This window comes from Geobacillus stearothermophilus ATCC 12980, from assembly GCF_030369615.1.
Classification (GTDB): Bacteria; Bacillota; Bacilli; order Bacillales; family Anoxybacillaceae; genus Geobacillus; species Geobacillus stearothermophilus.
Genome location: NZ_CP128494.1, coordinates 1,638,181 through 1,653,187, shown reverse-complemented (window position 1 = coordinate 1,653,187; position 15,007 = coordinate 1,638,181). Strand labels below are relative to the sequence as shown.

Here is a 15,007-nt window from a genome sequence, read left to right as displayed (position 1 = left end):
GAAGAATCTTGTTTAGGAGGATAACGATATGGCAATTGTATTTGATCCAACCAATAAAACGTTTTATCTCAAAGCCAATGACACAACATATGTCATGCAGATCGTTCGCTCCGGCTATTTGGCGCATGTTTATTGGGGAAAAGCGGTGCGCGCTGTTCGGGGCGCGGAGGCGTTTCCGCGGCTCGATCGCGCGTTTTCCCCTAGCCCCGACCCATCCGACCGCACGTTTTCGCTCGATACGCTGCCACAAGAATACCCAGCCTATGGGAATACCGATTTCCGGGCTCCGGCGTATCAAGTGCAGCTTGAGAATGGCTCGACGGTGACCGATTTGCGCTACAAAACGCACCGCATTTACAAAGGGAAGCCTAGACTGAACGGGCTGCCGGCGACATACGTGGAGCATGAACAGGAAGCGGAGACGCTCGAAATTGTCCTTTTAGATGCGCTGATCGGTCTAGAAGTCACGTTGCAGTATACGGCGTATAAAAAATGGAACGTCATCACGCGTGCGGCCCATTTTGAAAACAAAGGCGGCGAGCGGTTAAAGCTACTGCGCGCGCTCAGTATGAGCGTCGATTTCCCAACTGCTGACTATGATTGGATCCATCTCCCCGGAGCGTGGGGGCGCGAGCGCTGGATCGAGCGGCTCCCGCTTCTGACCGGCGTGCAAGCGGCGGAAAGCCGCCGCGGCGCGAGCAGCCACCAACAAAATCCGTTTATTGCGCTCGCTGCCAAAAACGTCGATGAACACCAAGGCGAAGTGTACGGGTTCAGCTTGGTGTACAGCGGCAATTTCCTCGCCCAAGTCGAGGTGGACCAGTTCCGCACTGCCCGCGTCTCGATGGGCATCAATCCGTTTGATTTTACGTGGCTATTGGAACCGGGCGAGTCGTTCCAAACGCCGGAAGTCGTTATGGTCTACTCCGATCAAGGGTTAAATGGAATGTCGCAAACGTACCACGAACTGTACCGCACCCGCCTAGCGCGCGGCGCGTTCCGCGACCGCGAACGCCCGATCTTGATCAATAACTGGGAAGCAACGTATTTTGACTTCAATGAAGAAAAGATCATGAATATCGCCCGAACAGCGGCGGAGCTTGGCATCGAACTGTTTGTGCTTGACGACGGCTGGTTTGGCGAACGCGATGACGACCGCCGTTCCCTCGGTGATTGGGTGGTCAATCGGCGCAAACTCCCCAACGGCCTGAACGGACTGGTGAAACAAGTGAACGAACTCGGGCTGCAGTTCGGCTTATGGATCGAACCGGAAATGGTGTCGCCAAACAGCGAGCTGTATCGGAAACATCCCGACTGGTGTCTCCATGTGCCGAACCGCCCGCGCTCTGAAGGACGGAACCAGCTTGTGCTCGATTATTCCCGCCAAGACGTGTGCGACTATATGATTGAAACGATCTCGAACGTGCTTGCGAGCGCCCCCATCACTTATGTGAAATGGGACATGAACCGCCATATGACGGAAATCGGTTCGGCCGCCCTGCCGCCCGAGCGCCAGCGCGAAACGTCGCACCGCTATATGCTTGGGCTCTATCGCGTGATGGACGAGATCACCGCGCGTTTTCCGCACATTTTGTTTGAAAGCTGCTCCGGAGGCGGAGGGCGGTTTGACCCGGGGATTCTCTATTATATGCCGCAAACATGGACGAGCGACAACACTGACGCTGTCTCGCGCCTGAAAATCCAGTACGGTACAAGCCTCGTTTACCCAGTGAGCGCCATGGGCGCCCACGTCTCGGCCGTGCCGAACCATCAAGTCGGGCGGGTGACGTCCCTCAAGACGCGCGGCCATGTGGCGATGTCAGGCAACTTCGGCTATGAGCTCGATATCACGAAATTGACGGAAACAGAAAAACAAATCATTAAGGAACAAGTCGCGTTTTACAAAGATGTGCGCCGCCTCGTCCAGTTCGGCACGTTTTATCGGCTGCTCAGCCCGTTTGAAGGCAACGAGGCGGCATGGATGTTCGTCTCGGAAGATCAGTCGGAAGCGCTCGTCGCCTACTTCCGCGTTCTGGCCGAAGCGAACGCCCCGCTGTCGCACTTGCGCTTAAAAGGGCTTGACCCGAATCAAGACTATGAAATCGAAGGCCTTGGCGTCTACGGCGGCGACGAGCTGATGTATGCCGGAGTGGCGGTGCCGCACCGCTTGGGCGATTTTATCAGCATGATGTGGCGATTGAAAGCTGTTCAACGATAAGAAGGGATGCTGTCGCTCGAGCCTATGCACCAGTCATAAACGAATTGAACCCGGTGTCTTAGATGCCGGGTTCAAACTGTTTGAGCTTCTCGATGATGCGACGCTTCCGATAGAGCATCTTCCCGGTTTCGGCGATGTCTTCCATAAACGATTTGTTAAACAGCGAACCGAAAATGACACCGATGATCGGAACGGCTTGAAACAGCTTTTTCCACCCGTATTGGTCACGGAACGTCATCATCACTTCCCGCCAGCCTTGCAGTTCGGAAAAGACGCGCCCGCGTTCATTGGAGAACGACGAAAGTTCGTCCAAAATCGCTTTTTTCCCGACGATGTCCGCCGTGGCAAACTGCAGGCATTTGACGACAAACACGCGCTCCTCTTTTTCCTTCGGGTCATATCCGTACACGATGGCGATCTCTTGCAGCGTTTTCAGCGCTAAGCCGAGAAGCGCTGGGATGTCCACCGCCAGCGTCAGCGCCCCGCCCATTCCAGTCGCCGCCCCTTGCAGCTGGGCGAACGTGACGCGCTCATCGATCAACTCGTCGCAAACGCGATCCATCGTCGCAAGCGGCAAGTGCGGCACTTCGGCCAACGACGATACGCCAAGCTTGTCCAATACCTTTCCTTCATTCACTAAGTATTGCCCGCCGCTTTGAATATAGCTGCCCAATTCATCAAGCAGCTGCCCGAGTTTTCGATGGACGGCTTTTGGCGTCAGCTTATCGAGCACTTGAAACGGCAAGCGGCCGAGCTTTTCCCAAAACCATAGGTCTTTTTGGGAGTGTTCCCAGTGGGTGATGGTTTGGAGTTCTTGTTTCAACATCTGTCGCGTTTCCATCTCCGCTCCGCCTCCTTCCTATATTTATTAAGGTGAATAAATGCTCAAACGATTATACGTATTAAAAAAGATTTTGTTTTGCTGTTGATTTTTAGTAAATTATTAACTAGAATATTTACTATAAAGACTTGAAGGAGGCCCTCTCATGATCCCCATCTTAAAACAGCAATTTATCGAACTTTTCGGCGGCTTGGGCGAAGGCATCCGCGCTTTCTTCGCCCCCGGCCGCGTCAATTTGATCGGTGAGCATACGGATTACAACGGCGGGCATGTGCTGCCGTGCGCGCTTGCGATCGGCACGTATGCGCTTGTCCGGCAAACGGATGAGCCGTTTGTCCGCTTTTATTCGCAAAACTTCCCGGAAACGGGAGTGATCACGGTCTCTTACGATGACTTGTCATACCAGAGCGAGCACGGTTGGGCGAACTACCCGAAAGGGATCTTGGCCGCGTTTCAAGCGTTACGTCCGCTTGAGACCGGATTGGACATTTTGTATTACGGCACGATCCCGAACGGCGCAGGACTGTCGTCATCCGCGTCGATTGAGCTTGTGACCGCGGTGATGCTCAACGAACTGTTCAGGCGCGGGCTTGATCAGCTAGAGCTTGTGAAAATGAGCCAAACCGTAGAAAATAAATACATCGGCGTCAATTGCGGCATTATGGATCAGTTTGCCGTCGGCATGGGGAAACAAGATTGCGCCATTCTGTTAAACTGCCAGACGCTCGAGCACCGCTATTTGCCGCTCGTGCTCAACGATTGTTCGATTGTCATCGCGAACACAAACAAAAAGCGCGGCCTGGCGGACTCGGCGTACAACGAGCGGCGGGCGACGTGCGAGGCGGCGCTCGCGAAGCTGCAAAGCGTGCGGAACATCGCCTCGCTCGGCGAGCTGACAAGCGCAGAGCTGGCCCGTTATGAACATCTTCTTTCTCCGCTTGAACGAAAGCGGGCTCGCCATGCGGTGACGGAAAACGAGCGGACGCTTGAAGCCGCCCAGGCGCTTGAGCAGGGAGACCTCGTCCGCTTTGGCGAGTTGATGAAACAGTCGCATTTGTCGCTGCGCCATGACTATGAAGTAACCGGAGCCGAACTTGATACGCTCGTGGAGGCCGCATGGTCGCACGAAGGAACGGTCGGGGCGCGCATGACCGGAGCCGGATTCGGCGGCTGCACGGTGAACATTGTGAAAAAGGCATGCGTTCAAGATTTCATTGAACGGGTCGGAAACGCGTATGCCGAAAAAATCGGTTATGAAGCAAGCTTTTATGTCGTTGACGTTGGTGACGGGGCGAGAGAACTCACGGAACTGGAGGAGATGAGCCGATGATTTTGGTTTGCGGAGGGGCAGGGTATATCGGCAGCCATGCGGTGTACCGTCTGCTTGAAAAAGGGGAGCGCGTGGTCGTGGTGGATAACTTGCAGACGGGGCACCGGGAGGCGGTTCACCGTGATGCTGTGTTTTGCCAAGGCGATATTCGCGACCGCGATTTTTTGCGCAAGGTGTTTCGCCAGCATGACATTGAGGCGGTCATTCATTTTGCGGCGAACTCATTGGTCGGTGAAAGCATGGAAGAGCCGCTGAAGTATTACGACAACAACGTGTACGGGACACAAGTGCTGCTTGAAGTGATGAAGGAATTTGGCGTCAAGCAAATCGTCTTTTCTTCAACCGCCGCCGTGTATGGGGAGCCGAAACAAATCCCGATCATCGAAACCGATCCGACCGAACCGACAAACGCGTACGGAGAAACAAAGCTGGCGATGGAAAAAATGATGAAATGGGCGGACCGCGCCTACGGCATCCGCTCGATTTCGCTCCGCTACTTTAATGTCGCCGGGGCGTACGGCACGACAATCGGTGAGGACCACAACCCGGAGACGCATCTGATTCCATTGATTTTAAAAGTGCCGCTTGGCCAGCGCGAGGAAATTTCCGTTTTCGGCGATGACTACGACACGCCCGACGGCACGTGCATCCGCGACTACATCCATGTGCTTGATCTCGTCGATGCCCACGTGTTGGCGCTTGAAAAACTGCGGAATGGAGCGTCCAGTGACGTGTACAATCTCGGCAACGGCAACGGCTTCAGCGTCAAAGAAGTGATCGAAGCGGCGCGGCAAGTGACCGGACACCCGATCCCTGCCCGCGTCGTGGCGCGGCGGCCGGGCGACCCGGCGCGGCTTGTCGCTTCATCGGAAAAAGCAAAGCGCGAGCTCGGCTGGGAGCCGAAATACTTGTCCATTACGGATATCGTCGCCTCGGCGTGGGAGTGGCACAAAGCGCGGCCAAACGGATATCGGGGTGTGTAAACATGGAAACGATTTTTGCGGCGATTGAACAACTGATCCGTTATGCCGAGCAACGCGGCCTTTTAGCGCCGGAAGATGTGGTGTACGCGCGCAACCGCCTGCTGGCAACGCTCCGACTCACGGAATGGCAGCCGGCCGAGGTCAAGGACGTTCCCTTGGCCTCGCCGGCCCCGGTATTGGACGCTATGATTGATTGGGCGTATGAACAAGGATTGTTGGAAACGAATACCACAACCGAGCGCGATATATGGGATGCGAGACTGATGGACTGCGTCATGCCGCGGCCGTCGGAAGTGATCCGCGCCTTTTACGAGCGATACCGCCGCAGCCCGCAGGAGGCGACGGACTGGTTTTATTCGTTGAGCCAAGCGTCCAATTACATTCAAACGGCGCGCATCGCCAACAATCAGCACTGGAAAGTGTCAACCATCTATGGAGAATTGGATATCACCATTAACTTGGCGAAGCCGGAAAAAGACCCGAAGGAAATCGCCAAATTAAAAGAGATGCCGTCATCCTCGTATCCAAAATGTGTATTATGCAAAGAAAACGAAGGGTATGAAGGAACGTGGCGTCATCCCGCCCGTTCCAATCACCGTGTCATCCCGATCACGTTATTGGATGAACAGTGGTATTTCCAATATTCTCCCTACGTGTACTATCATGAACATTGCATCGTCTTTTCCGCCGAACATGTGCCGATGAAAATGGAGCGGAAGACGCTTGAGCGCTTGCTCGATTTCGTCGAAAAGTTCCCGCACTATTTCATTGGCTCGAACGCCGACTTGCCGATTGTCGGCGGCTCGATTTTAGTGCATGACCATTTCCAAGGAGGGTGTTATCCGTTTGCGATGGAAAAGGCGGAGATCGAAGAGTGTATCCCGCTGCCATCGTTTCCGTCGGTCACAGCCGGCATTGTGCGCTGGCCGATGTCCGTCATCCGTTTGACTGGACCAAAAGAGGACGTGTTGGATGCGGCTGCCTTTTTGTATGAAACATGGCGGACGTACAGCGACCCAAGCGTCGAGATTATGGCCTACAGCGGCGATGTTCCGCACAACACGATCACCCCGATCGCCCGGCGGCGCGGCGATTTGTTTGAGTTGGACATCGTGTTGCGCAACAATCGGACATCAGCGGAACATCCGTACGGCATTTTCCATCCGCATGAAGAATTGCATCATATTAAAAAAGAAAATATCGGCTTGATCGAAGTGATGGGGCTGGCGGTGCTGCCGGCACGGCTTGCCGTGGAACTGGAGACGCTGGCCGATTATCTCGTGCATCGGACAAAAAAAGAAGACTGGGACGAGTCGATGCATAAACATTGGGATTGGTGCGAAGCCATTCACTCGGCCTATCCGGACATCACGAAGGACAACGTCCATGACATTTTGCGGCACGAAGTCGGACAACGGTTTGTGACCGTGTTGGAACATGCCGGGGTGTTTAAGCGGGACAAGCGAGGGAAGGACGCGTTTCGCCGCTTTCTGCAGCACGCTGTGGAGCGCATGTCGTCTCTTGTTTAAATGCGGCGAAAAAACGCGTTTCATATGAAACATAAGGAAGGGATCGCAAACAGACGATGGCTACGTTAAAAGAAATCGCGGAAAAAGTCGGCGTTTCGGTCGCGACGGTGTCGCGCGTGCTTAATTACGATGCAACGCTGTCCGTTTCCGATGAAACGAGAAGGCGCATTTTTGAAGTCGCCCAAGAGCTGAACTACAAAACATTGCGGGAGCGAAGCCAGCAAGCGCGCGAATCGTTTCGCTTCGGGCTCATTCACTGGTATTCGGAGCGCCAGGAAATCGATGACCCGTATTATATGGCGATTCGCCTCGGAGTGGAAAAAGAGTGTTTTGACCGCGGCATTGAACTCGTCAAATTGTTTAAACAAAACGGTGCCTATCCGATTGAACGGATGGAGGCGCTCGATGGCATCATCGCTGTCGGAAAATTCGGGCCGAAGGAAGTCGAGGTTTTTGCCGCCGGGGCCAAACAAATTGTGTTTGTCGACTGTTCGCCTGATGAGCATCGGTTTGATTCAGTCGTCATCGACTTGCGTCAAGCGACGGTGACAGTGCTTGATTATTTGCTTCGGTTGGGGCATACGAAAATTGGTTATATCGGCGGCCGTGAATATGTCGACGGGGAAACGCCGATCCGCGATGAGCGCGAAGCGGCGTTTTACGAATATTTGTATGTCAAAGGGCTGTATGATTCCCGCTATGTATGGATCGGTGCCTTCACTGCTGAAGATGGCTATCGGCTGATGAAAGAGGCTGTTTCAGGCGGCGACTTGCCGACGGCGTTTTTCATTGCCAGTGATTCGATGGCGATTGGCGCCCTGCGTGCGCTGCATGAAGCCGGGATCGCTGTTCCGGAAGAGGCGGCGATTGTCGGATTCAATGATATTCCGACGGCAGCATTTCTTCACCCGCCGCTTTCGACGGTGAAAGTATACACAGAATTTATGGGTGAAACAGCGGTTGAGCTGCTCATCGAACGGTTGACGACGAAACGAGCGATTTGCAAAAAGGTCGTCGTGCCGACAGAGCTCGTCATCCGCTCAAGCAGCGAGGGCAACGAAAAGGGGAGCGGTCGATAAGCCGCTCCCTTCTGCATTAATGGAACTCGATATCAACGCGTTTTTTCGTTCCTGTCGTTGTTTTCGGGATATGAATGTCAAGCACACCGTTTTTGTACGTCGCGCGAATGTTTTCCGTCGCCGCATCCGCCGGCAGGGTGATCGAACGCTGGAAGCGACCAAAGAAGCGTTCGCGCCGGTGCATTTGTTCTTCTTTGACATCGTGATGGCGTTGAATCGTGCCGCTGATGGTCAACATGTTGTTCTGCACGTCAATGTGCACATCCTCTTTCCGCTCCAGCCCCGGTAAATCGCACGAAACGACGTATTCGTTGGCCGTTTCATGCATGTCGATGCGCGGCATCCAGTGCTGCTCATCCATATGAGTGAACAGCGATGGAAAATCACTAGCAAAAAAGCGGTTCATATCCCGGCGAATCGATTCCAAGTGCCGGAACGGGTCAAACGGAATTAACGCCATAACTGCCATCCTCCTTAACAAGAAATGTTTTTTCGCTCAGTAGTGTGAACCGAATTCGTCTGTTTTATGTATGATTGGCTTGCAATTGTTCCATCACCGTCAAATACGCTTGAATGAGTGCTACTTTCATGCCATCCGGCAAGTCAGAAGCGGCCACCCGCTTAACGGCGTAATAAAACTTCACTTCGGACGATTGCCGCACGCGCGGATGCGTCCATTCATCGCGCAGCTCTTGCCTTATCGTTTCATACAAAAGAGTTTGGCTTTCTTGTTCATCAAGCGGTCCGGCCGCCAGCGATCGGTTCGGCCAAAGGCGGCGGTAGCCGTCAAGCAGTGCAGAAAATGGATAGGTCACGGCTGCTCCCCTCCTTAAAATATACATAGCGATCCTCGAGGTCTGCTCCTTGCAACATATTCTTTTTAAGAAATTATATCATACAGCAGTCGAAGCGATTCGGGAGGCCAAGTCGAATGTAGATAAGATAGTGGGGGCTGGTTTCGTTTGCTGTCGTTGTAAGGCAGTCGAACCGTGGGACGCACGAGGATGGCTTGGTTGACAGCCTGCCGTGGGGCGGGTGTTCCCCAAAATCTCCCACCTCTAAGCGTTAGCGTAGGTGGGAGAGCGTTCAACCTATATAGATGCACCTTGAAAAGTTAACTTCTGGATTACACTGCACACCCTAGGCTTTGTAGCACTTCCTTAGGGCGTTCATGGATGTAGTCCACAAACCGGGCAATGGCTTGGGCGATATCGTTTTGATCTTTGTGAAACACATTGGCAATGACAGTGTCTTTCAGCCATTTCCACAAGCGTTCGATCGAAGTGTTTTTGCCGATCCGGATCTCCTTTCGCCAACGTGTAAGTCGGCCGGGTCCACGAAAGCCCTTTTCGATGCAAGAGTTTTCGCAAGGCTTCGCGGGACATGGAGATGCCATAATGGTGGTGTACATAGGATTGAAGGATCTTCGTATTCCACGCCGAAGCGATGTCCCAGCCCAGCTCCGCGGGTGTCGTGGTCAACACAAGGTGTTTGATCTCTTCCTGCTGTTCTTCGGTGAGAAACGGCTCTCGCCCAGGGGCAAAATCCCGATGAAGCAGGAGTTCCAGGTCCCCTTCGTTAAACAGCGACACATAATGGGAAACGGTTTGGCGGCACACGTTGACCATGGAGGCCATGTCTTTGCCCAAATAGCCTTCCATGACCAAGCGGACGGCCATCACACGTTGGCGGAGATGAGCGTTTTTGATCTTCCGTTCCTGCTTGCGGAGTTTCCAGGGCGTCCATCCATGGTTGTCGGTGATGTTGAGACGTTTCATGCAGAATTCCGCTCCTTTCCCATGCTTTTCCTTAGGAGCAGTATAACCGGAGTGGGCACCGCTTATGCGAAGGTTAACTTTTCAATGAGCATGTATATAAAAAAGTAGTTGACATAAGGTGAGATAGTGTATAAAATAAAAATCGCGCTTCGACGGAATGTCGGAGTGCAACGATCGAACAATCATGAAATAAAAAAACTATTGACAAATAGTTAACACTGCGTATAATGAATAATTGCCGCGACGAAATGAACGCGGTAATAAGTTAGAAGAGAATCAGTAGTTGACATTTTTGAAAGATTGTTTATAATAGTAACTGTCGTTCCTTGAAAACTGAACGAAACGAAGCGCGACGAAAAGCGGAGGTCCGCATGGGCCGAAGCAAAAGCCAATCAACTTTCTTTGGAGAGTTTGATCCTGGCTCAGGACGAACGCTGGCGGCGTGCCTAATACATGCAAGTCGAGCGGACCGGATTGGGGCTTGCCTTGATTCGGTCAGCGGCGGACGGGTGAGTAACACGTGGGCAACCTGCCCGCAAGACCGGGATAACTCCGGGAAACCGGAGCTAATACCGGATAACACCGAAGACCGCATGGTCTTCGGTTGAAAGGCGGCCTTTGGGCTGTCACTTGCGGATGGGCCCGCGGCGCATTAGCTAGTTGGTGAGGTAACGGCTCACCAAGGCGACGATGCGTAGCCGGCCTGAGAGGGTGACCGGCCACACTGGGACTGAGACACGGCCCAGACTCCTACGGGAGGCAGCAGTAGGGAATCTTCCGCAATGGGCGAAAGCCTGACGGAGCGACGCCGCGTGAGCGAAGAAGGCCTTCGGGTCGTAAAGCTCTGTTGTGAGGGACGAAGGAGCGTCGTTCGAAGAGGGCGGCGCAGTGACGGTACCTCACGAGAAAGCCCCGGCTAACTACGTGCCAGCAGCCGCGGTAATACGTAGGGGGCGAGCGTTGTCCGGAATTATTGGGCGTAAAGCGCGCGCAGGCGGTCTCTTAAGTCTGATGTGAAAGCCCACGGCTCAACCGTGGAGGGTCATTGGAAACTGGGGGACTTGAGGGCAGGAGAGGAGAGCGGAATTCCACGTGTAGCGGTGAAATGCGTAGAGATGTGGAGGAACACCAGTGGCGAAGGCGGCTCTCTGGCCTGCACCTGACGCTGAGGCGCGAAAGCGTGGGGAGCAAACAGGATTAGATACCCTGGTAGTCCACGCCGTAAACGATGAGTGCTAAGTGTTAGAGGGGTCACACCCTTTAGTGCTGCAGCTAACGCGATAAGCACTCCGCCTGGGGAGTACGGCCGCAAGGCTGAAACTCAAAGGAATTGACGGGGGCCCGCACAAGCGGTGGAGCATGTGGTTTAATTCGAAGCAACGCGAAGAACCTTACCAGGTCTTGACATCCCCTGACAACCCAAGAGATTGGGCGTTCCCCCTTCGGGGGGACAGGGTGACAGGTGGTGCATGGTTGTCGTCAGCTCGTGTCGTGAGATGTTGGGTTAAGTCCCGCAACGAGCGCAACCCTCGCCTCTAGTTGCCAGCATTCGGTTGGGCACTCTAGAGGGACTGCCGGCGACAAGTCGGAGGAAGGTGGGGATGACGTCAAATCATCATGCCCCTTATGACCTGGGCTACACACGTGCTACAATGGGCGGTACAAAGGGCTGCGAACCCGCGAGGGGGAGCGAATCCCAAAAAGCCGCTCTCAGTTCGGATTGCAGGCTGCAACTCGCCTGCATGAAGCCGGAATCGCTAGTAATCGCGGATCAGCATGCCGCGGTGAATACGTTCCCGGGCCTTGTACACACCGCCCGTCACACCACGAGAGCTTGCAACACCCGAAGTCGGTGAGGTAACCCTTACGGGAGCCAGCCGCCGAAGGTGGGGCAAGTGATTGGGGTGAAGTCGTAACAAGGTAGCCGTACCGGAAGGTGCGGCTGGATCACCTCCTTTCTAAGGGAAAAAGCGAAGGCCGCAATGGCCAACTGTCGATACACAGCGCTTTCGTTTCGTTCAGTTTTGAGGGAATGAGAAATTCCTTCAGTTGCTTTGCGTCTGCGTCTACAAGTGAATTCAGAGAAGCTGGATTCCTCGACGCAAGACTGCAGAGAAGCAAATTCAAGAAGTAGTCTCGTTCCTTGAAAACTAGATAACCGGAAAAGCGGAGGCGAGTGTTTCGCCGCGATGGGCAAATGTTCTTCGCCTGCAAGGGTGCTTGCACCCGGAAGGTGAAGGTTATTTGACCCCGAGCGGCGGCGAGCCGACGCTAGACAATAAGGAAGAAGCCGAGAGCGCTGTAGGTTAAGCTAGAAAGGGCGCACGGTGGATGCCTTGGCACTAGGAGCCGATGAAGGACGGGGCAAACGCCGAAACGCTCCGGGGAGCTGTAAGCAAGCGTTGATCCGGAGATGTCCGAATGGGGGAACCCACTGTCCGTAATGGGGCAGTATCCATGCCTGAATCCATAGGGCATGGAGGGCACACCCGGGGAACTGAAACATCTTAGTACCCGGAGGAGAAGAAAGCAAACGCGATTCCCTGAGTAGCGGCGAGCGAAACGGGAACAGCCCAAACCAAGAGGCGTGCCTCTTGGGGTTGTAGGACCGCTCATTGTGGGAGTGAGAAAGGAACGGGGTAGACGAACCGGTCTGGAACGGCCGGCCAGAGAAGGTGACAGCCCTGTAGTCGAAACTTCGTTCCCTCCCGAGCGGATCCTGAGTACGGCGGGACACGGGAAATCCCGTCGGAAGCAGGGAGGACCATCTCCCAAGGCTAAATACTCCCTAGTGACCGATAGTGCACCAGTACCGTGAGGGAAAGGTGAAAAGCACCCCGGAAGGGGAGTGAAAGAGAACCTGAAACCGTGTGCCTACAAGTAGTCAGAGCGCGTTCATGCGTGATGGCGTGCCTTTTGTAGAATGAACCGGCGAGTGACGATGGCGTGCGAGGTTAAGCCGAAGAGGCGGAGCCGCAGCGAAAGCGAGTCTGAACAGGGCGAAAAGTACGTCGTCGTCGACCCGAAACCAGGTGATCTACCCATGTCCAGGGTGAAGGCCGGGTAACACCGGCTGGAGGCCCGAACCCACGCACGTTGAAAAGTGCGGGGATGAGGTGTGGGTAGGGGTGAAATGCCAATCGAACTTGGAGATAGCTGGTTCTCCCCGAAATAGCTTTAGGGCTAGCCTCGGGATGGAGAGTGTTGGAGGTAGAGCACTGATTGGGCTAGGGGCCCTCATCGGGTTACCGAACCCAGTCAAACTCCGAATGCCAACGACTTATGCCCGGGAGTCAGACTGCGAGTGATAAGATCCGTGGTCGAGAGGGAAACAGCCCAGATCGCCAGCTAAGGCCCCAAAGTGCACGTTCAGTGGAAAAGGATGTGGAGTTGCAAAGACAACCAGGATGTTGGCTTAGAAGCAGCCACCATTTAAAGAGTGCGTAATAGCTCACTGGTCGAGTGACTCTGCGCCGAAAATGTACCGGGGCTAAACGTGCCGCCGAAGCTGCGGGATGACCGTTGGTCATCGGTAGGGGAGCGTTCTAAGGGCGTTGAAGCCAGACCGGAAGGATTGGTGGAGCGCTTAGAAGTGAGAATGCCGGTGTGAGTAGCGAAAACAGAGGTGAGAATCCTCTGCACCGAAAGCCTAAGGGTTCCTGAGGAAGGTTCGTCCGCTCAGGGTTAGTCGGGACCTAAGCCGAGGCCGAAAGGCGTAGGTGATGGGCAACAGGTTGAGATTCCTGTACCACCTCCTCACCGTTTGAGCGATGGGGGGACGCAGGAAGGTAGGGCGAGCAGGCTGCTGGAATAGCCTGTCCAAGCGGTTAGGCTGCCAGATAGGCAAATCCGTCTGGCATAAAGGCTGAGCCGTGATGGCGAAGGGACCATCGGTCCCGAAGTCCCCGATCCTACACTGCCAAGAAAAGCCTCTAGCGAGGTGAGAGGTGCCCGTACCGCAAACCGACACAGGTAGGCGAGGAGAGAATCCTAAGGTGCGCGGGAGAACTCTCGTTAAGGAACTCGGCAAAATGACCCCGTAACTTCGGGAGAAGGGGTGCTCTCTTGGGTGATGAGCCCGAGAGAGCCGCAGTGAAAAGGCCCAAGCGACTGTTTATCAAAAACACAGGTCTCTGCGAAGCCGAAAGGCGAAGTATAGGGGCTGACACCTGCCCGGTGCTGGAAGGTTAAGGGGAGCGCTTAAGCCGCAAGGCTGAAGGTGCGAACCGAAGCCCCAGTAAACGGCGGCCGTAACTATAACGGTCCTAAGGTAGCGAAATTCCTTGTCGGGTAAGTTCCGACCCGCACGAAAGGTGTAACGACTTGGGCACTGTCTCAACGAGAGACCCGGTGAAATCATACTACCTGTGAAGATGCAGGTTACCCGCGACAGGACGGAAAGACCCCGTGGAGCTTTACTGCAGCCTGATATGGAATTTTGGTATCGCTTGTACAGGATAGGTGGGAGCCTGGGAAGCCGGAGCGCCAGCTTCGGTGGAGGCGGCGGTGGGATACCACCCTGGCGATATTGAAATTCTAACCCGCACCCCTTAGCGGGGTGGGAGACAGTGTCAGGCGGGCAGTTTGACTGGGGCGGTCGCCTCCCAAAAGGTAACGGAGGCGCCCAAAGGTTCCCTCAGAATGGTTGGAAATCATTCGGAGAGTGCAAAGGCACAAGGGAGCTTGACTGCGAGACGGACAGGTCGAGCAGGGACGAAAGTCGGGCTTAGTGATCCGGTGGTTCCGCATGGAAGGGCCATCGCTCAACGGATAAAAGCTACCCCGGGGATAACAGGCTGATCTCCCCCAAGAGTCCACATCGACGGGGAGGTTTGGCACCTCGATGTCGGCTCATCGCATCCTGGGGCTGTAGTCGGTCCCAAGGGTTGGGCTGTTCGCCCATTAAAGCGGTACGCGAGCTGGGTTCAGAACGTCGTGAGACAGTTCGGTCCCTATCCGTCGCGGGCGCAGGAAATTTGAGAGGAGCTGTCCTTAGTACGAGAGGACCGGGATGGACGCACCGCTGGTGTACCAGTTGTCCCGCCAGGGGCACCGCTGGGTAGCTATGTGCGGACGGGATAAGCGCTGAAAGCATCTAAGCGTGAAGCCCCCCTCAAGATGAGATTTCCCACCGCGTCAGGCGGGTAAGATCCCTCGAAGATGACGAGGTCGATAGGTCCGAGGTGGAAGCGTGGCGACACGTGGAGCTGACGGATACTAATCGATCGAGGGCTTGACCTATAAGCGGC

At 54.7% G+C, this 15,007-nt stretch carries 9 protein-coding genes and 2 rRNA genes; 7 read left to right on the top strand and 4 right to left on the bottom strand.

The window, feature by feature from the left end; all coding sequences use genetic code 11:
• The first annotated feature begins 28 nt into the window (after positions 1-28).
• Positions 29-2,218 carry an alpha-galactosidase gene (locus tag QSJ10_RS08900; protein ID WP_053532460.1) on the top strand — a complete coding sequence of 730 codons (2,190 nt, stop codon included), beginning with the start codon at positions 29-31 and terminating at the stop codon, positions 2,216-2,218.
• A 58-nt stretch (positions 2,219-2,276) separates the two neighbouring features.
• On the opposite strand, the gene QSJ10_RS08895 is transcribed toward QSJ10_RS08900, so the two are convergent.
• On the bottom strand, positions 2,277-3,059 hold the full coding sequence (locus tag QSJ10_RS08895; RefSeq protein WP_049624916.1) for an EcsC family protein: 783 nt from the start codon (positions 3,057-3,059) through the stop codon (positions 2,277-2,279).
• A gap of 145 nt (positions 3,060-3,204) precedes the next feature.
• Between QSJ10_RS08895 and QSJ10_RS08890 the strand changes: the two genes are divergently transcribed.
• The 4 genes from QSJ10_RS08890 to QSJ10_RS08875 are packed head-to-tail and all read left to right on the top strand — an operon-like array spanning position 3,205 to position 7,980.
• The gene (locus tag QSJ10_RS08890; protein WP_033014041.1) at positions 3,205-4,389 is read left to right on the top strand and encodes a galactokinase; all 1,185 of its coding nucleotides are present in this window, start codon (positions 3,205-3,207) and stop codon (positions 4,387-4,389) included.
• On the top strand, positions 4,386-5,372 hold the full coding sequence (gene galE / locus QSJ10_RS08885) for a UDP-glucose 4-epimerase GalE (RefSeq protein ID WP_049624914.1): 987 nt from the start codon (positions 4,386-4,388) through the stop codon (positions 5,370-5,372). Before QSJ10_RS08890 ends, galE begins: the two co-directional genes overlap by 4 nt.
• Positions 5,373-5,374: 2 nt before the next feature.
• Entirely contained in the window at positions 5,375-6,901 is a 1,527-nt protein-coding gene (gene galT / locus QSJ10_RS08880; protein ID WP_033014043.1) for a UDP-glucose--hexose-1-phosphate uridylyltransferase, read from the top strand.
• Between the two features lie 56 nt (positions 6,902-6,957).
• Positions 6,958-7,980: a LacI family DNA-binding transcriptional regulator gene (locus QSJ10_RS08875; protein WP_015375239.1), complete on the top strand. Its 1,023-nt coding sequence runs from the start codon at positions 6,958-6,960 to the stop codon at positions 7,978-7,980.
• A 16-nt stretch (positions 7,981-7,996) separates the two neighbouring features.
• Here the strand turns inward: QSJ10_RS08875 and QSJ10_RS08870 are convergent, their stop codons facing one another.
• The 3 genes from QSJ10_RS08870 to QSJ10_RS08860 form a co-directional block, all read right to left on the bottom strand.
• Entirely contained in the window at positions 7,997-8,440 is a 444-nt protein-coding gene (locus tag QSJ10_RS08870; RefSeq protein WP_033014044.1) for an Hsp20/alpha crystallin family protein, read from the bottom strand.
• Positions 8,441-8,504: 64 nt separating this feature from the next.
• Positions 8,505-8,795: a protein YoyC gene (gene yoyC / locus QSJ10_RS08865; protein WP_011231630.1), complete on the bottom strand. Its 291-nt coding sequence runs from the start codon at positions 8,793-8,795 to the stop codon at positions 8,505-8,507.
• Positions 8,796-9,149: 354 nt separating this feature from the next.
• Positions 9,150-9,608, bottom strand: a complete 459-nt coding sequence (locus tag QSJ10_RS08860) for a winged helix-turn-helix domain-containing protein (protein ID WP_434543316.1) — start codon at positions 9,606-9,608, stop codon at positions 9,150-9,152.
• Positions 9,609-10,157: 549 nt separating this feature from the next.
• On the opposite strand from QSJ10_RS08860, the gene QSJ10_RS08855 reads away from it, so the two are divergent.
• A 16S ribosomal RNA gene (locus tag QSJ10_RS08855) occupies positions 10,158-11,716 on the top strand.
• A 346-nt stretch (positions 11,717-12,062) separates the two neighbouring features.
• A 23S ribosomal RNA gene (locus QSJ10_RS08850) occupies positions 12,063-14,999 on the top strand.
• The 16S and 23S rRNA genes sit together here, the layout of an rRNA operon.
• Positions 15,000-15,007 lie beyond the last annotated feature (8 nt).